Below are 19,593 nucleotides of genomic sequence, written 5' to 3' on the forward strand. Positions count from 1 at the left end.
TAGAAAATGTAGAAAACAGCCCGGGCGAAACGGAACAATCGTCCTTAGCACTAGACGGTACCTGCCTGCGTAATCTTCTGAGCGAGTCAAAACGAAGACGAGACGGTACCGGGCAGCTGTGAAGCTAGCCTAAGCACTCCGAGTACTTCTTGGAGTCAGCAATCTTACATGCAATGTGCTGGGTGGCCCCCAGATTCCCGCGACTTTAGTCGTGGGAGGTTCAAGTTATCTGCTATTTTTATGTTAATGAGCTAGTTGAATACAACCGAAAGCCGAAGAAATCATCCAAGTCCAGCTCCAGTCCCAGCACCAGAAAGGGAGTGCCGACCAAACTGGAATATCCTGGCCAAGAGCAGACCAGCAAGCATCAGTCTGCCAAAGGCTCCAGCACCCATGGCTTGATCAAGACTTTGCCGCAAACGCCACGCCTGCCGCAGACTGGCCAGCTCAACTGGCCGATTCCGCTGCTGGCCCACAATCTAGTTGAAGATCACGCTGCCGGCAGTTCAGCCCAAGCAGTCGTGCAGACGCTGAAAGAACAGAGACCTCAAGAAAACGGCCAGCAGGACCAGAGCACGATTGAGGTGCGGGGAACCGCTTATTGCGGCTATCTCAGCTTCCCCAAGCTGCAGCAGACCCTGCCGGTCGCCAGCAAGTGGCGCTTCAGCCAGCTGGAGGTCTCACCGGCCACTTATACCGGCTCTGCTGCTGACCGCGACTGGGTCGTGGCCGGGCACAACTTCGTGAACCACTTTGGCCGCTTGAACCAGCTGCAGGTCGGCGACAAGGTCTATTTCAAAGCTGCCAGCGGCAGGCGTTACGTCTACCGGGTGGCAAAGCTGGAGGTCTTGAAGCCGACGGCTATTAGCAAGATGGTCAAGAGCAAGTACGACCTGAGCCTATTTACCTGTACTTATTCCGCCGCCGCTTATTGCAAATCAAATAGCAATCCATGAGCAATCCAATTTCGCGTTGGATTGCTTTTTTGTTGAACAAAATTTGGTCTAGTCAGCTCTTTAGGCTATAATAGCCATATTTGAATCGTCAAAAAGGATTTAGAACTGCAAGCTTATCTTTGGTCAGCTGGCAAAAGGACCTGGACCGGGTCAAAACTGTAAGGCTTGATGAAGGAGAGCCGCCAGCCGGCCAGTTGCAGCTCTTGCCCTTCAGCATAGTGGGGATTATAGAGGGGGTCGCCTGCGATGGGGCAGCCCAGGCTGGCCAGGTGGACCCTGATCTGGTGAGTTCGGCCGGTCTCCAGGCTCACCAGGAGCTTGGCGGAAGCCGTTCCTCTTTCAAGCACTTGGTAGTGGGTGACGGCCCGCAGGCCATCTGGGCGAACCATTCTTTTTCTTTGGTCATTGGGATCTTGTCCAATGGGCAAATTAATCGTGCCGGAGTCCGGCAACTTTTGTCCCAAGTCAGTTAAGTCGACCGTGGCTAGGTAGTCCCGCTTCAAAGTCTTTGACAGCAATTGCCGATTCATGATCGGGACCACGGCCGGATTCTTGGCGACCAGCAAGAGGCCGCCAGTCAGCATGTCCAGGCGGTGGATGATGTAAGGACTCTGGCCCAGGTAGCTGGCGCAGTCGTTCAAGGCGGTTCCGTTTTCTCCCTGGTTGGGGTGGGTCTTTTGCCCTTTAGGCTTATTGATGACCAAAAGGTTCGCGTCCTCGTAGACTACTTCTGGCAGCCGGCCGCTTGGCGGGTAGGGTCTTTGGGCAGAGGCAACCTGGTCCAGGTAAAGGTCAATGACCTCGCCTGGCTGGACCAGCTCGTTGAAATTCCGGTAGCTGCCGTTGATGAGGACTTGTTTCTCAATGCGCAGAAAATGCCGCCACTTGCGGGGCAGCAGCAATTCGCGCAGGAGGTCGCCAACGGCTTCCGGCGTCTTGCTTTCGGGGTAAGTCAGAGTAAAATGATAAATCATGCTTGGGTCATCTCCGTCTTTCTAAAAATCAATTTAAGAAATCAATAACTTGCTGCCTCCTGATCCGGACCTAGGCAGCATTTATGCTAAAATCTACTTGTTATAGCTAAAGGAGCAGATAGTAAATGGAACATAGGCGCAACAGGCAAGAGAACAAGAGCAGTCAGCCCCAGGGGCATTGGCTGCGGCGCTTCAACCACCGCTTTCAAATCATCCGCTGGCTGATCCTGGCCATCTTGAGCGTAGTTCTTGTCACATGTACTTATTATACCTTTAAGGTGAAGACTGCCAATCTTTCCAATTTGGAAGCCTCCCTGGCCAAGACCACGGTGATTTATGACAAGCAGGGCAAAAAGGCGGGTTCAGTTTCTTCCGGCAAGGGCAGCTACGTCAGCTTAAGCAAGATTTCACCCAATATCCAAAAGGCCGTCGTCTCTACGGAAGATCGGACCTTTTGGACCAACCCGGGTTTTAGCGTGAAAGGGATCATGCGGGCTTTTGCCTCATATCTCGTCCACCACGGGAATATTTCCGGGGGCGGGTCGACCATCACCCAGCAGCTGGTCAAGAACTCAATTCTGACCCAGCAGCAGACCCTGTCGCGCAAGATCGCGGAAATCTTTTACGCGGTACAGGTTACCAAGGTCTACTCTAAGAAGCAGATTTTGACCATGTACCTGAACAATGCCTACTTTGGCAACGGGGTCTACGGGGTGCAAGATGCCAGCCGCAAGTACTTTGGCAAAAACGCCAGCCAGGTCTCCTTGGGCGAGGGGGCCACTTTGGCGGGGATGCTGCGGAGTCCGTCTTACTACAATCCGATTGACTCCATGTCCCACGCGACCAGCCGGCGGAACTTGGTTCTGGAATTGATGGTTGAAAACCAGGCCATTAGCCAAGCACAGTGCCAGGCGGCGAAAAAGACCAGCTTGGTCTTAAAGGATACTTATTCCGCCAAGAGCGGCTACAAGTATCCCTACTATTTTGATGCCGTCATCGATGAAGCGGTCAACAAGTACCACATCAGTGAAAACGAGATTATGTCCAAGGGGCTGAAGATCTACACGAGCTTAAACCAAAACTACCAACAGGCCATGCAGACCAGCTTCAAGAACCAAGCCAACTTCCCGGCCAGCGCGGCTGACGGGACCAAGGTCCAGGGGGCCAGCGTGGCCATGGACCCCAAGACTGGGGCCGTCGCGGCCTTGGTGGGCGGGCGCGGCAAGCACGTCTTCCGCGGCTACAACCGGGCCACCCAGATGCGCCGGCAGCCAGGGAGCTCCATCAAGCCCCTGGCCGTCTACGCGGCCGCGCTTGAAAAGGGCTACCACTACGACTCAGAGCTTTCCAACAAGCGCCAGTCCTTTGGGAAGAACAATTATTCGCCAGTCAACGTTGACAATCAGTATTCTGACCAGATCACCATGTACCAGGCTATCGCGCAGAGCAAGAACGTGCCAGCGGTCTGGCTTTTGAACAAGATTGGCGTTTCGACTGGGGTCTCCTACTTGAAGAAGTTTGGGATTACCGTGCCAAAGAGCGACCAGAACCTGGCTTTGGCCCTGGGCGGCCTCTCGACTGGGGTAAGCCCTATGCAGATGGCCAGAGCCTACTCGGCTTTCGCCAATTCCGGCAAGCTGCCAGACAGTTCCTACCTGATCACCAAAATCACCGACGCCTCCGGCAACGTGATTGCTGAAAACCGCGATACCGGCAGCAAGCAGATCATCTCGGCGGACACGGCCAAGGAAATGACTGAGATGCTGCTGAGCGTCTTCCGGGTCGGGACCGCCGTCAACGCCCAGCCTTATGGCTACTCCGTTGCCGGCAAGACCGGGTCCACGGAAGTTTCTTTTGCTTACGGGACCAAGGACCAGTGGATCGTCGGCTATACTCCTGACGTGGTCGTTTCAACCTGGGTTGGCTTTGACAAGACTGACAAGACCCACTATATGCAAGGAATTTCCGAAACGGGGATTACCTCCCTCTATAAGGCAGAAATGCAGGCCCTTCTGCCATACAGCAAGCAGTCGTCCTTCAAGGTGCAAGCTGCCGATTCCATGGCCAGTTCAAACGGGACCGCAGGCAAGTCCAGCGCAAGTTCAGAGGACTTTGGCAGCAAGGTCAAGCAGTCGATCTCAGATGGCTTAAATAATGCCAAGAACAAGATCAACTCATGGTACAATAATTTTAAGAACATGATGGGCAAGTAGCCCAGGCTGGCAGAATGCCGGCTTAAGCAGAGCATAGGAGAAAAATATGGTAAACATTTTTGATTCAGCCAACCAAGTAGCCGAAGACTTGAAGCAGACCCAGGAATTCGTGGCCTTAAAGCAGGCCATGGCAGCCGTAAAGGCCAATCCGGACAGTCTGGCCCTGTTCAAGGAGCTGGACCAGGCCCAAATGGAGATCATGGAAGCCCAAGCCAACGGCAAGGCCTTGACTGACGAGCAAAAGGACCACTTTGAAAGCTTGAACAGCCGCGTCTCCCAAGACGGGACCCTGCAGGGGATGCTTCTGGCTGAGCAGCAGGTCTACACCCTGCTCAATGAAGTGCAGAAGAACATCGGTAAGCCATTGACCGATGAATACGAAGATTTGAGAAACGCATAATGAAATTCATTCATTTTGCTGACGCGCACTTAGATAGTCCATTTCGTGGACTATCTTTTTTGCCAACAGACGAATATGAAAGAGTCCGCGCTTCCGCTGACGAGTCCCTCACGCGGATCGTGGACCTGGCAATTGCTGAACGGGTGGACCTGGTCCTGGTGGCCGGGGACAGCTTCGATTCAAACAAGCCATCGCCCGCTAGCCAGCTCTTCTTTGCCAAGCAGCTCCAGCGCCTGACCGATGCCCAGATCCAAGTCGTCATGATTTTCGGGAACCATGACTACATGCAGGCCAGCGACCTTCTGGTCAAGCAAAGCCCTTACTTTAAGCTGCTGGGCGACGGGCAGGAGGTCGAGCGAGCCGATTTTGTGACTAAGAGCGGCTTTAAGTACAGCGTGACTGGCTTTTCTTATGCACAAAACCATATTGAGGAGGACATGATTCCCCATTTTCCGCCCAGAGGCAGCGAATATGCCTTCGGCTTGATGCATGCCGCGCAAAAGGCAGCCAGCGGCAATGTTTACGCTCCATTTGCCTTAAATGAGCTCAAGGACCTGCAATATGACTACTTTGCCTTGGGCCACATCCATGCCGGCCAAGTGCTGGCGGATGATCCCTGGATAGTTTACCCGGGAAATATTCAAGGGCGCGATATTGGCGAACTTGGCGGCAAGGGCTGCATCTTGGGCACGGTTGATGAAGCCAGCGGGAAAACCACGATTGACTTCAAGCCCACGGCATCAATCGTCTGGCGCCAGGTCAGCCTGGAACTCGCGGAGAGCTTGAGCAAGAGCGAGCTTGAAGCCAGAGTCGTTAGGGAACTGGCGCAAAAGTGCCAGGGCAAGACCTACTTCTCCTTAGAGCTGCGGGGGACGGAATATCTGACTGACGACCAGCTGGAATTCTGGGCTGATGAGCATGCCTGGGAGGGCGTGTCCCAGCAGCTGCCGGCTGACTCACGCCTGGTTGACGTCCGTTTTGCCGTCAAGGGCGTGGTCAAGCTCAGCGGCAGCGACCAGGAAGCCTTTAAGGCGGCTGAAGCAGAAGTTCTGGCTGACGAGCAGCTGAAAGCAGCCGCCAAGACCTGGCTTAAGAAGGACCAGCTGTCCCAGGAATTATTTGCGGATCCGCAATTTATCGCTGGCTTAAAGCAATTGGTCAAGGTCAAGCTGGCCGAGCGGCTAGCGGGACTTAAGGGGGAGATCGACAAATGAGACTGAAGCAGATCAAGATGCGCAATTTTGGCCAGTTCAGCCAGCAGACCTTTACCTTGCCTGAGGGAAACTTGGACGTCTTCTTTGGCCCTAATGAGGCTGGCAAGAGCACCACGGTAGCCTTTATCAAGCAGGTCATGTTCGGCTTCAACTTGAAGAATACCGCCTCCAGCTTTTTTGAAGATTACGAGCCCTTGTCCAAGAGCTATCCAATGGGCGGAAGCCTGGTCTTTGAGGCTGACGACGGGGAATATGAATTAACGAGAACCTGGAGCAAGGGCGAAAAGCCAAAGACCGGGAAGCTGACCGTCTGCAAGGATGGACAGGAAGTACCCGAGAGCCTGTTTTTTGACCAGATCCAGAATATTGACGGTGGCTTCTACGCTGACAGCTTCATTTTTAATGAAGACCTGCTTCGCCAGGTCACTGGCCTGTCGGAGGGCGAGATCCTGGAGAACATTTACTACTTGGGGGCAGCGCAGAGTAGCCAGCTCTTGGCCATCCGCCAGGACCTGGAAAAGGAGGCCAGCAGCCTCTTTAAGCCGACCAGCCACAAGATGCCGGTCAACGTGGCCTTGGACAAGGTCCAGGCTGACCGCGCGCAAGCTGCGGCCGCGGGGGAGGAGTTTGACGCCTACAAGCGGCTGAATGATGAGCTGCTGCAAGAAGAAGGCAAGGCAGCCAAGATTGCCAAGCAGATCAGCGAGCTGGAAGGCGAGCTGAAGAAGCGCGAGAAAATGGCGGAACAGGTCCAGAACTACCAAAGCTACCTGGAATTAAAGCAACAGGTCAAGGCGGTTGACTTTGACGAAGAAGGCTACCAGCAGGCCGTCAAACTGAATGCCCAGGTACAGACCCTGCAGGCAACTATTGGCAAGGAAAAGGCCAGCCTGAAGCCGCTGGCGCAGGACTTGGATCTGCCAGAAAGAAGGAAGCAGCTGAGTGCCTTTAAAAAAGCGGCCGCGGAGCTTGAACGCAAGCTGGCGGCCGTCAATGACCAGCTGGACGCCTTAGCCAGCAAGCAGGCCAGCCTGCTCAAGCTGACGGCCAACTTGAACAAGGTCGTATCTTTGACGCCGGATGAGTTCAACCGGTTGCACGCGGATTGGACCAACAGCCGGCAAAAGGAAGCCGCGGCAGACGACCAGCTGAAGCAGCTGGCAAGCCAGACCGATAAAGCGGATGAAACGGCAGGAGCAGCAAAGAAGCCAAATCTGCTGGTCTATGGCGCGCTTTATTTGCTTATTTCCCTGCTCATTGCCTTTATTGCTAAATCGCCGGTCCTTTTGGCCGTATTAGTGGCAGTCGGCCTTGGCCTCTACTTCTGGCAGGCCGGCAGGCAAAAGCAGGCCCAGGCCAGCGGACGGGCCGAGCAGGCAGCGAAAGCTGAGCAGGCCCAGCGCTTGCGCCAGGAGCTGCTCGATGAAGAGGAGGCCTTTGCCCGCCGCTACGGCTTCCGGGCCAGCGACGTCAATTTGGATGACCTGGTCAGCAGCTACCGCGATTTCGTCATCAATGCCACCCAGGTCAAGGAGCTGCAAGATAAGCGCGAAAGCCTTGCGGACAGCTTGGAAGCTTTGGCCAAGCAGATCCAGGACTGGACTAAGACACCAGTGCCGCAGGATTTGGCGGCTATTTCCGGTCAGTTGGAAGCGGCAGATGAGCAACTGGCCCTTTATGAGCGCCAGCAGCGGGACTTTGACCAGGCCAGCGCCCAAGTGGCCAATGACCAGAAGCTGCTCCGGGAAGTCGACTTGCGCCTGCAAAAGCTTTTGACCAAGGAAAAAGTCAAGAGTCTGGATGAATTTACGGAAAGGGCCAGGGAGCAGCGCCGGCAAGCCAGCCTGCAGGCCCAGCTGACCGCCGTTAAGAATGCCTTGGGCGAGCAATTGGCGCGCTTTGAAGCCGGTGGCTTTGATGCAAGTCAATTGGCGGCAGCCACGGCGGAGTTAAGCCAGCAGCTGGCTGAGGCTAAGCGGCGGCTGCAGCTTGAGCAGCAGGCGATCTCTGACCTGCATGCCCGCCGCGGCCAGTATGCCGATTCGGCCAAGGTCTTTGCCCTCAAGCAGAACTTGGCCAAGGATGAGGCCCAGTTCAAGAAAGACAGTCAGGACTACCTGGCCAGCCTGCTGGCCGGCCAAGTCATTGGCCGGGCTCTGGATCTGGCCTCAAATGACCGCTTTCCGAAGATGCTCAAGACGGCCAAGGACTACTTCAGCCTGTTAACGGGCGGCCGCTACCTGGACATTATTCTCCCGGAGAAGAAGTCCAAGCGGACCCCGCTCAAGGTCGTCAGGGCCGACAAGAAGAAGCTGCCGGTTGAATACCTGTCAAGAGGGACCCAGGAGCAGCTCTATTTTGCCCTGAAGCTGGCTTTTGTCGTGCAGATCGAGGACAAGATCGACTTGCCGGTCTTGATCGATGATTCATTCGTCAACTTTGACGGCAAGCGGACCGGCTATATTGCCGGCCTGCTGGCCAAGCTCAGCCAGGACAAGCAAATTTTGGTTTTCACGGCGCGTGAGGACTTGGCGCGGCAGTTAAGCGACGCGCCTTTAAGGTATGTGAAGGAGGACTAGCGTGCTGAAACGTCTGCTAGATTACAACGAGGGAGAAGAATTCGACCTGATTCTGATGCTGAAGAGCTCTCAACTCAGACAGGACAAAAAGGGGCGTCACTACTTATTGCTCCAGTTGGCCGACTCATCCGGCACGATCCGGGGCAACTACTGGAATGCCACCCAGGAAGATGCCAGCCGCTTTTCAGCGGGAACGGTGGTGGCCTTGTCGGGCATGATTGAGGAATACCGCGATCATGACCAGATCAAGATTTTTTCCATGCACCCAGTTGGCGCTGATGAAAAGGTGGACATGAGCCAGTTCGTCCAGACGGGTCCGGAAGAACCAGGCGACATGAAACAGGAAATTCAGGCCTTCGTTGACCGGATTCACAATCAGACCTGGTCAGATTTGGTGACCTACCTGCTCAAGAAATGGGACAAGCGCTTTTTTGCCTACCCGGCAGGAAAGTCCAACCACCACGCTTTCAAGGGCGGCTTGGCCTTTCATACCCTGACCATGCTAAGGGATGCTGACGGAATTTCCAGAAACTACCCGGAAGTCAACCAATCATTGCTGTTTGCCGGCTGCATTCTCCACGATATGGGGAAGGTGCTGGAACTTTCCGGCCCGGTGGCCACCCAGTACACGACTGAAGGCAACCTGATCGGCCATTTGGTCTTGATTGATGAGCAGCTGGTCTTGGCGGCCCATGACTTGGGCATCGCGCCAGATTCAGAAGACCTGCTGCTCTTGCGGCACATGGTCTTGTCCCATCATGGCCGCTATGAGTACGGATCGCCTAAGCTGCCAGCCCTGCTGGAGGCTGAGCTGCTGCACCGGATCGATGACCTGGATGCCGCGGTCAACGCGATCAGTAATGAGCTGAAGGGCACCAAGCCTGGCAGCTTTACGCCGCCAATGATGGCGCAAGACGGCAAGCGCTACTACCGGCCGAAAAAAGATGAAAATCTGGACCGCTTTAATAAATAGTGGTCATGGAGGCAAAATATTTAAGCAAAGCAGGCCAAAGACCTGCTTTTTTGTTAGCCTTGCTGTTGAAATCGTCGGCGGGGTTCGGCACCACAAGACCCTGGGCGGGCCAGTGGCCCTGGTCGTCAAGAACCGGGATCACGGCAACTGGGGTGAGATCATGTCCCCAAGTGCTCTTGAAAACGCGGAAAACTCCAAGCGAAGCCTGGAAAGACCGCGGCCAGGTCACGCGGATCTGATCGGGGGGATGAAGTACCACCACCGAGACCTGCGCAATGTCCTGGAGCGGTCTTCTGCCAGAGAAACCACTTTGCGGGTGGCTTTGGGAGCAGCTTCTGCGGGCTCTGGGCATCGAGCTTGCCGGTTACGTGGCCTGCGTTGGCTCAGCAGCGGCTGATGATTTGCAGCCGACCAGCGTCAAGGAGATCCAGACTGAAATTGCCAAAAATGACATGCGGGTCGTTGACCAGGACAAGGTGGAGGCGATCCACCGCTTGATCGACCAGACCAAGGAAGCTGGCGATACCTTGGGCGGGCAGATCAGGGTTGTCGTCAACGGGGTGCCGGTGGCCTTAGGCAGCTACGTCAGCTGGGATATCAAGCTGGATGCCAAGCTGGCGGCACCCGCGGTCGGCGTCAGCGCCATGAAGTGGGTCAGCTTCGGGGACGGCTTTGAAATTGGGCCAAAAGCCGGCCAGGACTTTGGACATGGGCAACTCGGGCACGACCACGCGCCTGCTGATGGGCCTGTTGGCCGGTACTGACTTTGACGTCCGCTTTGCCGGTGACGCATCCTTGCAAAAGCGGCCCATGCGGCGCGTGGCCGATCCTTTGCGGGCTTTTGGCGCCAGGGTTGAGCTGAGCCCAACTGGCACCCTGCCTTGCATGATTCACGGGCAAAAGCTGCACCGGGCCGAGGTCCAGCTGCAGGTGGCCAGTGCCCAGGTCAAGAGCGCCTTGATCTTTGCCGCTTTAAGGACGGCTTGACGATCCATGTCTGGCCGGGTGCAGACCTGCAGGCCTGCGACGTCCTGGTACCAGGCGACATTTCGTCGGCAGCCTTTTTCATGACCGCGGCCGCCATCGTTCCCAATTCCGATCTGACCCTGACCCAGGTCAACCTGAATCCAACCAGGACCGGGATTGTCAAGGTTCTGGAAAAAAATGAGCGCCCGGCTGGAAATCACCGCGCCAGAGCATGACAAGGCCGTGGCCCAGATCAGCCATCTGCTGCACATCATTGCCGCCGGCCTGGTCAACCAGACTGAGGAAACCTTCAAGGGGGCAAGCGTAGGGATGCGGCTGGCTGCTGGCGGCTTTAAGTCCATCACTCGGATTGCCAGCTCAGATCCCACCATGTGGAACCAGATCCTGCTGACCAATTCAGCAGACATTTTCCAGCAGCTGGCGAAATACCAGCAGGTTTTGGACCAGCTAGCCCAAAAGATCAAGGACCGCGATGAAGCTGCCCTGTACTAGTACTTTGCCGCGGCCAAAAGCGGCCGCGACCAGCTGAGGCCAGAAAGATCCTGGTCGGCCATTTTCCGGAAGTTGGACAAAACTAAAAAAAGCCAAAGAAAAAGAGCAGCGTCAGTTGACGTTGCTCTTTTTGCTTTACTTCATTTTGCTGCGGGCTTAGTTGCCTGAAACAGAGGTTGAGGCTGAACTTGCTGAAGTGCTTGCTGAAGGGTTCAGGTAGCTGGAAAGCAGGTTCTTGCTCTTCAGGTCCTTGTCCTTGATTTCAACATTGGCCTTCTTCAAAACCTTGCCGATGATCTTGGTCATCGTGTTTGAGTCGGCAGCCCAAGTTTGGTAGATCTGCTTGTCGATGAACTTCTTGTGGTTTGCGTATGAGTCCTTCTTGGCTACCTTCAAGACCTTGATGACTTCGTAGCCAGATGAGGTCTTGACTGGAGTAGTGGTGTATTGACCCTCCTTAAGCTTCCAAGCAGCCTTCTTAAAGGTTGATGACAGGGAAGTGTCGGTTGAGTCGAAGGCTGCCAGCTTGCCGCCCTTGTTCTTGGTTGCAGTATCGGTTGAGTACTTCTTAGCCAGAGTCGCGAAACTGGTGCCGCTCTTCAGCTTCTTGATGACCGTTTCCGCGTCAGACTTGCTTGAAGTTGAAATGTGCTGAACGGTTACATCAGGGGTGTAGCTCTTCCACCACTTCTTTTCTTGGGCAGTTGAAACCTTCTTCAGGTCCTTCAAAGCCGCGATTGAGTACAAGTTGGTGGCCAGGTTCTGCTTGAAGCTGTCAGTAGTCAAGCCGCTGTAGCTCAATACGCTGCTGAAGCTTGAGCCGTATTGCTTCTTGTACTTGTTGTATTCGGCGTTGATCTTCTTTGAAGATACCTTGTCGCCGTATTGCTGCTTCAAGGTCCGGTAGATGATCAGGCTGACCAAGGTTGATTGGCCGGCTGAAGTGTTCTTCATTTGCGTGTAGTACTCATCCTGAGTGATCTTGCCGCCCTTGTAGTTGACAACGGTTGGGCTGCTTGAGCAGGCTGCAGTGGACAGACCGATTGCAGCAGTTGCAGCCAATACGACGATTCTCTTCAATTGCTTGTTCATAAATGTATATCTCCACATCCTTAATACGTACTGGTAACTAATATACCATATTTTAAGCACTTTAGAGCCGAATGCAGAAAACTTCATGAAAAAGTCACTATCTTAAAAAAGGTTTTAAGATTTTGCCACATTATCTGCTAAAAATGCCGTTTACCGTTGCCAGTGCCAAGGATCCTTGTGCCAGGCCAAAAGCTCTTCGTATTGGTCTTTGGTGACCGTCTTGGCGATTTCCTGCTCAATTAGTTCCCGGTAGTTGAGCAAAGGCGCGAACTTGGTGTCGGCCTTCTTGAAGTTCTCGTCCGCGTCTGGCAGGAGGTAAGTGAAAATGGAGCTGACCCCGTCAACCTGGGCCCCTTCCTTTCTAACGGCTTGCACGGCGGAAAGGACTGAGCCGCCAGTTGAGATCAGGTCGTCGATCAAGACGATGTGGTCATTTGCGTCAACGCGGCCTTCGATCTGCCGGCCCTTGCCGTGGTCTTTTGGCTTGGAGCGGACGTAGATCATTGGCAGGCCCATGACTTGGGCAACCCAGGCAGCGTGCGGGATGCCGGCAGTTGCGACCCCGCCGATCACCGTGACTGCTGGGAATTCCTGCTTGATCAGGGCGGCCAGGTTTTCAGCGATGGCTTGGCGCAATTCTGGGTAGGAAATCGTTTGCCGCAGGTCAGTGTAGATTGGTGAGTGCATCCCGCTGGCATAGACGAATTCGCTGTCAGGTGAAATAGTTACGATTTTCTTGGCGATTAATTGGCGAATGATTTCATTGTTGTCCATTTTAGTTTTCTCTCCAGTCTTGCAAAATCTCTTGGTAGGCCTTGGCCGGGTCAGCGGCCTGGGTGATTGGTCGGCCGACGACAATGGCGCTTGACCCGTTCTTTCGGGCTTGGGCAGGGGTAGTGACCCGGGCCTGGTCGTCTTTCTGGTAGTTCTTGGGGCGGATGCCGGGGGTGACGAACATAAAGTCGTCAGGGAATTCAGCCTTCATCCCAGCCACTTCCAGGGGCGAGCAGATGATCCCGTCGGCGCCGGCTTCCTGGGCCTGGTGAGCCAGGGCCTTGACCTCATCTTTCAGCGGCAGGCTGCAGTGCTGCTCATCTTTTAAGACTTCCTCTGAGATTGAGGTCAGCTCCGTGACGGCCAGCAGCTTGGGTACTGGCTTGCCAGCCGGCGTTCCGGCAATCAGGCCTTCTTTGGCGGCCTTGATCATCTCCTTGCCGCCCAGAGCGTGGACGGTCGTGCAGTAGACGCCCAGCTTGGCCAGCTGCTTGGCTGACCGCTTGACCGTGTTGGGGATGTCGTGCAGCTTCAGGTCCAGGAAAATTTTGAAGCCTTTGTCTGACAGCTCACGAACAATCTCACTGCCATATTGGTAGAACATTTCCATTCCGACCTTGACGTGGATTTCCTGGCTGGGATCCAGCTGCTTTAACAGGGCCCACATGTCTGCTTTCTTGTCAAAGTCCAGGGCAATAAATAATGGTTTGGTCATTGCTACTCCTTAGAAAAACACCGAAAAAAGCCCGCCAGAGTCTAAAGAGACCCCAGGCGGGCATACGGGTGCATACAAAATACTTTTGTGGTGCTTGTGGTCTCTCTGTACCATTTAAAGCTTAGTTACAAGAATGCTAACACGAACAATTTAAAAAATCAAGAGCAAATTTCCCCTTGTGTTTTGAGATTTTTTGTAGGATAATTTTGACGAATTTCAAACAAGTTATAAATTTGCAAAAGAGCGCTTTTTGGGAGGACAAAATGGCTAACGAAATCAATTTATCCGTCAAGCTGCCTGGCTTGAACATGAAGAACCCGGTCATGCCAGCCAGCGGGACTTTCGCCTTTGGCGATCTGCCAGAGAACTTTGACTGGGACCAGCTGGGGGCCATGGTGATCAAGACGACCACCCGCCACGCGCGCACGGGCAACCCGCAGCCGCAGATTGCCATGCTCAAGGACGGGGTCATGAATGCCGTGGGCTTGACCAACCCAGGCGTTGAAGCAGTCGCGAAAGAAAAGCTGCCGGCCCTGCGCCAGAAGCACCCGGACCTGCCAATTCTAGCCAGCGTAGGCGGGGAGAGCGTGCAGGACTACGTGGAGGTCGCGGAGATCCTGGCCGCCGGAAAGCCAGATGCGCTGGAGCTGAACCTGTCTTGCCCGAACGTGTCTGAAGGCGGGATGACCTTTGGCGTTCATCCAGAAATGGTTGAGCGGGTTACCCGGCTGGTAAAGGAGCGCGTTAATCTGCCGGTCTATGTCAAGCTGACTCCAAACGTGACCGACATTACTGAAATCGCCAAGGCGGCTGAACGGGGCGGGGCAGACGGCCTGACCCTGATCAACACCGTCTTGGGCCTGCACCTGGATTTGCAGAGCAGACGGCCGGTCCTGGGCAACGACTTTGGCGGAGTATCCGGTGAAGCCGTCAAGCCTTTGGCTATCCGCATGGTTGCTCAGGTGCACCAGGCAACGAATCTGCCGATTATTGGCGTGGGCGGCATCAACAGCGCTGAAGACGCGGCGGAATTCATGCTTGCCGGGGCTTCAGCCGTGCAGATCGGGACCATGAATTTCTACGACAAGCTGGCCCTGCCGCACGTAATTGCCGGCCTGCCAGCCGTCTTGGCCAAGATGGGGGCCAGCGACGTCAACGAAATCGTGGGCCAGTGGCAGTCCAACAAGGAATAGCGGAAAACAGGCGAAAAAAACAAAAACTACCAAGCTAGGTCAATCAAGGCCAGGCTTGGTAGTTTTTTAGCTGGGATTTAGTTTTCGCTTTGGTTCAAGTCCTGGTTGAGATCTTCGCTTAGGCGGTCGATCTTTTCCTGCAGGCGGGCGATTTCGTCGTTGGCTTCCAGCTTGAAGCGGTCAACGTCAGTCGTCAGGTCGTCCAGCATCTGCGTGGCGTTTGGCAGCTCTTCTGCCAAGCGCCTGCTTGCGTCGGCCGCCTTGCCGGCGCCGCGCTGGAGCTCTTCATGGGCTTCTTTGATGTCTTTGGCGTCCTTCTTCAAGTAGTCGCGGGTGCTGTTGCCGCTTTCGTCAGGCAAGAAGGCAATAACGGCGCCAGCCGCTGCCCCCAAGAGGAAGCCCAGGCCAAAATGCTTAAAGTCTGCCATGTCGCGTGCCTCCTTTTACTTAAAACTGGGCCTTGATGGCGTCAGCCACGGCTTGGTACTTGGCTTCATCATATTGGTCGGCGTTGTTGCGGGTGAAGAACTTGATGCCGTCGCCTTCCCAGCGGGGGATGAAGTGGATGTGGGAGTGCATGACCACTTGGCCGGCAACTGGGCCGTTGTTGCTGGTGATGTTCATGGCTTGAATTCTTGGGTTGGACTTCTTGATGGCGTTGGCGATTTCTGGAATGTATTGCAGGAATCTTTGGGCATCTTCAGCCGTGTAGTCAAAGAAGTTGACGATGTGCTTCTTTGGAACCATCAATACGTGGCCTTCGTTGACTTGGGAGATGTCCAGGAAGGCTTTGACGTCATCATTTTCAAAAACAGTGTAGCTGCCGATTTCGCCGCGGATGATCTTGCAGAACAGGCAGTCGTCGATTAATTCGTTTTCGCTCATGTTGGTACCTCTTTTGCTTGTATATTATTTTAGATTCTTTATGCCTTCATGCTATCATAAGACAAGGACAAAAACATAAAGAAAGATAGGAAAAATGACTTTAAAAATTGAGCATTTAACTGGCGGCTACAGTGGCACGCCAGTCATCAAAGATATCAATTTGACCATCAAGCCGGGCGAAGCCTTGGGGTTGATCGGGCTGAACGGGGCCGGCAAGTCAACTACGATCAAGCATCTTCTCGGCCTTTTGCGCCCGCAGCAGGGGAAGATCAGCCTGGATGGGATCAGCCTGGCCAATGAGCCATCCAAGTTCAAGAAGAAGCTGGCCTACATCCCCGAAACCCCGGTCATCTACCCGGAGCTGACCTTGAAGGAGCATTTGGAACTGACCATGCTGGCTTATGACTTGGACCTGGACGAAGCTTGGGAAAAGGCCCACCGCCTGCTGAAGACTTTCAGACTGGATGACAAGCTGGACTGGCTGCCGGTTCACTTTTCCAAGGGGATGCAGCAGAAGGTGATGATCACGGCCGCCTTTTTGGCGCCAGCCAAGCTGCTGGTGATCGATGAGCCTTTTACCGGCCTGGATCCCTTGGCCGTGGCCAACTTCATCGACTTGATCAGGCAAGGCAAGCAGGAGGGGAAGGAAATCCTGATGACGACCCACGTCCTCGCTGATGCCCAGCAGGCCATCTCCAACTATGCCGTCTTAAACCGCGGCACGATTGAAGTGGTGGGCACTTTGGACGAGATTCGCCGCCACTACGGCTTAAAGGCCACCGATTCCTTTGACCGCCTCTACCAGCTGCTTTACCAGGAGCAGAGCAATGCGTGATCTAGCGAAGAAAAGACTCGCTGCCAACCTGCGGCAGTCAGTCAAGTACCTGACTCTGGTTTTTAACGACTTCTTCGTCCTGGCCATCATCTTCATGTTCGGAGCCTTGATGTTCTGGTACGCCCAGGCAATGAAGACCATGCCCAGGAATTTGTGGTACTACCCCTTGCTTTTGGCCCTCATTCTCTGGCTGCCGACTTTAAGCGGGAAGCTGGTTACTTTGCTCCAAGACGCGGACCGGCAGTTCCTTTTGACCAAAGACGACCAGATGGAGGAGTACCTGGCCCCAATGCGCCGCTACAGCATGTACCTGCCAACCTTCCTGCTGGCCTTGACGGGCGGGGTGATGTTTCCCTTTGCCAGAATCAAGCTGGGGATCAGCCCGCTGAGCTACCTGCTCTTGCTCTTGGGCCTTGGCGCGGGCAAGTACTTTGACCTGCTCTGGACCAGCCGCCACTTTGATTTTGACCATGCAATCACCCGCGGCCTCCGGCTTGCCCGCCTGGCCAACCTGGCCGGCTTGCTGGCCTTGCTTTGGCTTGGCCGGAATTTTGCCTGCCTGCTCTTAGTCGGCAACTTGCTGGCCATTTTGCTGGCCAGCAGGGGCAAGCGACAGAAGCTGTTTGACTGGCAGTACGCGATCGACTATGAGCGAAGCAGAAAGGAAGTCGTCTATGCCGCCTTCTCCATGTTTACGGACGTCCGCGAGCGCAAGATTCAAGTCAAGCGGCGCAAGTACCTGGACTTCCTCTTGCCAAAAACGTGCAAGCGGGAGACGCCAAACAGTTTCTTGTACCGGCGGACGCTTCTGCGCGACCCGGAATACCTGAACCTCTTGGTCCGGATGACGGCTTTTGCCATCCTGCTGACGATCGTGGTGCAGAGCCCTTACTGGGTCCTGGGCTTAAGCGCCCTGGTGCTCTACTTGACCGTCTGGCAGCTGCTGCCACTGGGGCAGGCCTATGACAAGAACGTCATGTACCGGGTCTACCCGATCACGCGCGAAAAGCGGGGACAAGACCTGCGCCGGGTCTTGGGCGGGGCCGTTTTCCTGCAAGCCGCGCTCCTGGCCGTCTGCTGGCTCCTGCTATTGCCAGAGCACAAGTTCTTGTGCGCCTTGGCCATTATGGCCTGGGCGGCCATCTTGGCCGGCCTTTACCTGCCGTGCAAGACGGCGGAAGAAGACAAGCGGGCCAGATACCGGGGAAAAAAGCGGGGCAAATAGTCCGCGAATAGGTTAAAATGCTAAGATAGCAATTTTTTTACGAAAAGGAAGAACATACAGAATGCGTTTAAAGAACAAGCCATGGGCCAACCAACTGATCGATGATCACCCAGAAGCCGCCTTGGACCGGCCGGATCCCGAGGTCAAGATTGACTGGGACAGCCGCTTTGCCAAGAAGCAGCCGATTGAAATCGAAATTGGCTCGGGCAAGGGCCAGTTCATCACCACCTTGGCCCAGCAGCACCCGGAAAAGAACTTCATCGCCATGGAAATCCAAAAGACCGCGGCCGGCATCATCTTGAAGAAGAAGCTGGATGAGGGCCTGGACAACCTGCAGATCCTTTGCGCCGACGCGGCCAATCTGGTCGCCTACTTTGGCCAGAATTCCACCAACCGGATTTACCTCAACTTCTCCGATCCTTGGCCAAAGACCCGCCATGAAAAGCGTCGCCTGACCTACCGCAGTTTCCTGGAAGAATACCGGCAGGTCTTGACCGCTGACGGGATGATCGAGTTCAAGACTGACAATGCCGGCCTGTTTGCCTACAGCCTCAAGAGCATGAACAACTTCGGGATGCACTTTGACTTCGTGTCCGTTGACCTTCACCATGAAAAAGAAGAAATCGTGGCCGCCAACATCGAAACCGAGTACGAGCACAAATTTGCCTCAAAAGGCAACCCGATCTACTGCCTGCACGCTGATTTTTTGGACAAGGACAGATAAATCGGGTAAAATATCCTTAAAAAGATTTCACTTATAAAAAGTAAGTAGGAGGGCAAAATGGAAGATTACCAAGTCGTTGACAAAGAAAAGCTGGCTGACTTGACCAAGAGTGGCCGCACCGTGGTAGAATTCAGCGCTGACTGGTGCCCGGACTGCCGTTTTTTGGATCCGGCCATGCCAAGCATTGAAGCCGACTTCGCTGACAGCCGCTTCATCAAGGTTGACCGCGACGGCTCCATTGACTTGTGCAAGGAAATGAACATTATGGGAATTCCTTCATTTGTCGTCTACCAAGATGGACAAGAAATTGGTAGACTAGTTAATGGAGATCGCAAGAGCAAACAAGAAGTAGAAGATTTCTTGCGTTCTGTTGACTAAATAAGAGGGGACAGTTAGATCCATGATCACTAGTATTAACAAGATTAGTTATCCAAACACCTTGATCGTTATTTTGGCGCAAGGCGAAGGTGCAAGCAATTACGAAGAAAAGCCGGACGTTACGCGCGTGACTGACAGCAAGGGCAAGCTGACTGGTTTCAACTTCTTTAACGTTGACAAGCTTCTTGACTACGACAAGCTGCCAAACGGCCAAGTAAAGCTCAATGCTGATGAAGTTGCCGCTTTGAACAAGAAGCTGGCGGAAGTCGGCTTTGACGACCAGCTGGAAGTTTCCAAGCCAACCCTGGTTTACGGCTACGTTAAGACCTGCGAGGCCCACCCGGACTCAGACCACCTGCACGTGACGACCATTGACGTTGGCGACGGCACGGACCACCAAATCGTCTGCGGCGCGCCAAACATTGCCCAAGGGCAAAAGGTCGTCGTTGCCTTGTCAGGCACTTTGATGCCAGACGGCAAGCAAATCTGGCCAGGTGCCCTGCGCGGCGTTGAATCAGACGGCATGATCTGCTCAGCCCGTGAACTGGGCCTGGCTCATGCTCCGCAAAAGCGCGGCATTATGGTTGTGCCTGACACCTTTAAGGTTGGGGATGAATTCGAACCAACCAAGTGCGACGAATTGCTCGCCAGCGGTGTGATTACGCTGTAATCGGATATTTAACCCAGCATCGGAAACGGTGCTGGGTTTTTGTTTTGGTGAAAAAATGGGTAAGTTAAGGTATAGGGAATCAAGTGAAGATAAAAGAATAGAGATAAAAATATAAGTTGAAGTTGAGTGACAACTTGTGATTTTGCTATAATTTTATGAAGGCAATAGACAAGTCGAGGAAAAAGAAGGTTCAGTATAAAAACTTGTGTAAACGGCTGTGAGATTTAGGATGCCTTTCGGGATATTTCCATTAATCGCAGAAAGAAGTATTCATCATCTGGATACCCATAACCCTTACGTCTCTCAGTCTTGAT

Annotated in this window: 21 protein-coding genes and 1 pseudogene; 16 read left to right on the top strand and 6 right to left on the bottom strand. The window is 54.2% G+C overall.

Annotated features, from left to right (window positions below; all coding sequences use genetic code 11):
• The first annotated feature begins 320 nt into the window (after window positions 1-320).
• On the top strand, window positions 321-956 hold the full coding sequence (locus tag FYJ62_RS08850) for a sortase (RefSeq protein ID WP_326832028.1): 636 nt from the start codon (window positions 321-323) through the stop codon (window positions 954-956).
• A gap of 113 nt (window positions 957-1,069) precedes the next feature.
• Here FYJ62_RS08850 and FYJ62_RS08855 read toward each other — a convergent pair whose 3' ends face one another.
• Window positions 1,070-1,930 carry an RluA family pseudouridine synthase gene (locus FYJ62_RS08855; RefSeq protein WP_154549330.1) on the bottom strand — a complete coding sequence of 287 codons (861 nt, stop codon included), beginning with the start codon at window positions 1,928-1,930 and terminating at the stop codon, window positions 1,070-1,072.
• Window positions 1,931-2,055: 125 nt separating this feature from the next.
• On the opposite strand from FYJ62_RS08855, the gene FYJ62_RS08860 reads away from it, so the two are divergent.
• From FYJ62_RS08860 to FYJ62_RS08895, 9 genes and pseudogenes are all read left to right on the top strand, one after another.
• Window positions 2,056-4,143, top strand: coding sequence for a transglycosylase domain-containing protein (locus FYJ62_RS08860; RefSeq protein ID WP_154549331.1), 2,088 nt, complete (start codon window positions 2,056-2,058; stop codon window positions 4,141-4,143).
• 46 nt (window positions 4,144-4,189) lie between these two features.
• Window positions 4,190-4,543: a YlbF family regulator gene (locus tag FYJ62_RS08865; protein ID WP_154549332.1), complete on the top strand. Its 354-nt coding sequence runs from the start codon at window positions 4,190-4,192 to the stop codon at window positions 4,541-4,543.
• Window positions 4,543-5,757: a metallophosphoesterase family protein gene (locus tag FYJ62_RS08870; protein WP_154549333.1), complete on the top strand. Its 1,215-nt coding sequence runs from the start codon at window positions 4,543-4,545 to the stop codon at window positions 5,755-5,757. Before FYJ62_RS08865 ends, FYJ62_RS08870 begins: the two co-directional genes overlap by 1 nt.
• Complete coding sequence (locus FYJ62_RS08875) at window positions 5,754-8,336, top strand: AAA family ATPase (protein WP_154549334.1); 2,583 nt, start codon at window positions 5,754-5,756, stop codon at window positions 8,334-8,336. The genes FYJ62_RS08870 and FYJ62_RS08875 overlap by 4 nt, the downstream gene beginning before the upstream one ends.
• 1 nt (window position 8,337) lies before the next feature.
• Window positions 8,338-9,309 (top strand): 3'-5' exoribonuclease YhaM family protein, encoded by a 972-nt coding sequence (locus FYJ62_RS08880; RefSeq protein WP_206988517.1) that lies wholly within the window; start codon window positions 8,338-8,340, stop codon window positions 9,307-9,309.
• 64 nt (window positions 9,310-9,373) lie between these two features.
• Window positions 9,374-10,016: pseudogene (locus FYJ62_RS08885) on the top strand (chorismate synthase); the annotation flags it as partial.
• Between the two features lies 1 nt (window position 10,017).
• Window positions 10,018-10,296, top strand: a complete 279-nt coding sequence (locus tag FYJ62_RS10950) for a 3-phosphoshikimate 1-carboxyvinyltransferase (protein WP_268233458.1) — start codon at window positions 10,018-10,020, stop codon at window positions 10,294-10,296.
• Window positions 10,293-10,511, top strand: a complete 219-nt coding sequence (locus tag FYJ62_RS10955; protein ID WP_268233459.1) for a hypothetical protein — start codon at window positions 10,293-10,295, stop codon at window positions 10,509-10,511. Before FYJ62_RS10950 ends, FYJ62_RS10955 begins: the two co-directional genes overlap by 4 nt.
• The gene (locus tag FYJ62_RS08895) at window positions 10,474-10,788 is read left to right on the top strand and encodes a prephenate dehydrogenase dimerization domain-containing protein (RefSeq protein WP_154549335.1); all 315 of its coding nucleotides are present in this window, start codon (window positions 10,474-10,476) and stop codon (window positions 10,786-10,788) included. Before FYJ62_RS10955 ends, FYJ62_RS08895 begins: the two co-directional genes overlap by 38 nt.
• Window positions 10,789-10,944: 156 nt before the next feature.
• Here the strand turns inward: FYJ62_RS08895 and FYJ62_RS08900 are convergent, their stop codons facing one another.
• From FYJ62_RS08900 to pyrF, 3 genes are all read right to left on the bottom strand, one after another.
• A complete protein-coding gene (locus FYJ62_RS08900; protein WP_154549336.1) occupies window positions 10,945-11,880 on the bottom strand; it encodes a peptidylprolyl isomerase PrsA in 936 nt (311 codons plus the stop codon).
• A 150-nt stretch (window positions 11,881-12,030) separates the two neighbouring features.
• A complete protein-coding gene (pyrE, locus tag FYJ62_RS08905; protein WP_154549337.1) occupies window positions 12,031-12,654 on the bottom strand; it encodes an orotate phosphoribosyltransferase in 624 nt (207 codons plus the stop codon).
• Between the two features lies 1 nt (window position 12,655).
• A complete protein-coding gene (gene pyrF, locus FYJ62_RS08910; RefSeq protein ID WP_154549338.1) occupies window positions 12,656-13,369 on the bottom strand; it encodes an orotidine-5'-phosphate decarboxylase in 714 nt (237 codons plus the stop codon).
• Window positions 13,370-13,632: 263 nt separating this feature from the next.
• Here pyrF and FYJ62_RS08915 point away from each other — a divergent pair, with 263 nt between their 5' ends.
• Window positions 13,633-14,562, top strand: a complete 930-nt coding sequence (locus tag FYJ62_RS08915) for a dihydroorotate dehydrogenase (protein ID WP_154549339.1) — start codon at window positions 13,633-13,635, stop codon at window positions 14,560-14,562.
• Window positions 14,563-14,639: 77 nt separating this feature from the next.
• Here the strand turns inward: FYJ62_RS08915 and FYJ62_RS08920 are convergent, their stop codons facing one another.
• On the bottom strand, window positions 14,640-14,990 hold the full coding sequence (locus FYJ62_RS08920; RefSeq protein WP_154549340.1) for a YtxH domain-containing protein: 351 nt from the start codon (window positions 14,988-14,990) through the stop codon (window positions 14,640-14,642).
• A gap of 19 nt (window positions 14,991-15,009) precedes the next feature.
• Window positions 15,010-15,447, bottom strand: a complete 438-nt coding sequence (locus FYJ62_RS08925) for an HIT family protein (protein ID WP_154549341.1) — start codon at window positions 15,445-15,447, stop codon at window positions 15,010-15,012.
• A gap of 94 nt (window positions 15,448-15,541) precedes the next feature.
• Here FYJ62_RS08925 and FYJ62_RS08930 point away from each other — a divergent pair, with 94 nt between their 5' ends.
• From FYJ62_RS08930 to ytpR, 5 genes are all read left to right on the top strand, one after another.
• Window positions 15,542-16,282 (top strand): ABC transporter ATP-binding protein, encoded by a 741-nt coding sequence (locus FYJ62_RS08930; RefSeq protein ID WP_154549342.1) that lies wholly within the window; start codon window positions 15,542-15,544, stop codon window positions 16,280-16,282.
• On the top strand, window positions 16,275-17,507 hold the full coding sequence (locus FYJ62_RS08935) for an ABC transporter permease (protein ID WP_154549343.1): 1,233 nt from the start codon (window positions 16,275-16,277) through the stop codon (window positions 17,505-17,507). The genes FYJ62_RS08930 and FYJ62_RS08935 overlap by 8 nt, the downstream gene beginning before the upstream one ends.
• Before the next feature lie 61 nt (window positions 17,508-17,568).
• Window positions 17,569-18,231, top strand: coding sequence for a tRNA (guanosine(46)-N7)-methyltransferase TrmB (gene trmB / locus FYJ62_RS08940; RefSeq protein WP_154549344.1), 663 nt, complete (start codon window positions 17,569-17,571; stop codon window positions 18,229-18,231).
• A 57-nt stretch (window positions 18,232-18,288) separates the two neighbouring features.
• Window positions 18,289-18,609 carry a thioredoxin family protein gene (locus FYJ62_RS08945; RefSeq protein ID WP_154549345.1) on the top strand — a complete coding sequence of 107 codons (321 nt, stop codon included), beginning with the start codon at window positions 18,289-18,291 and terminating at the stop codon, window positions 18,607-18,609.
• A gap of 22 nt (window positions 18,610-18,631) precedes the next feature.
• Window positions 18,632-19,279, top strand: a complete 648-nt coding sequence (ytpR, locus tag FYJ62_RS08950) for a YtpR family tRNA-binding protein (protein WP_154549346.1) — start codon at window positions 18,632-18,634, stop codon at window positions 19,277-19,279.
• Window positions 19,280-19,593 lie beyond the last annotated feature (314 nt).

Source organism: Lactobacillus porci (assembly GCF_009695985.1).
In the GTDB taxonomy this organism is placed as follows: Bacteria; Bacillota; Bacilli; order Lactobacillales; family Lactobacillaceae; genus Lactobacillus; species Lactobacillus absianus.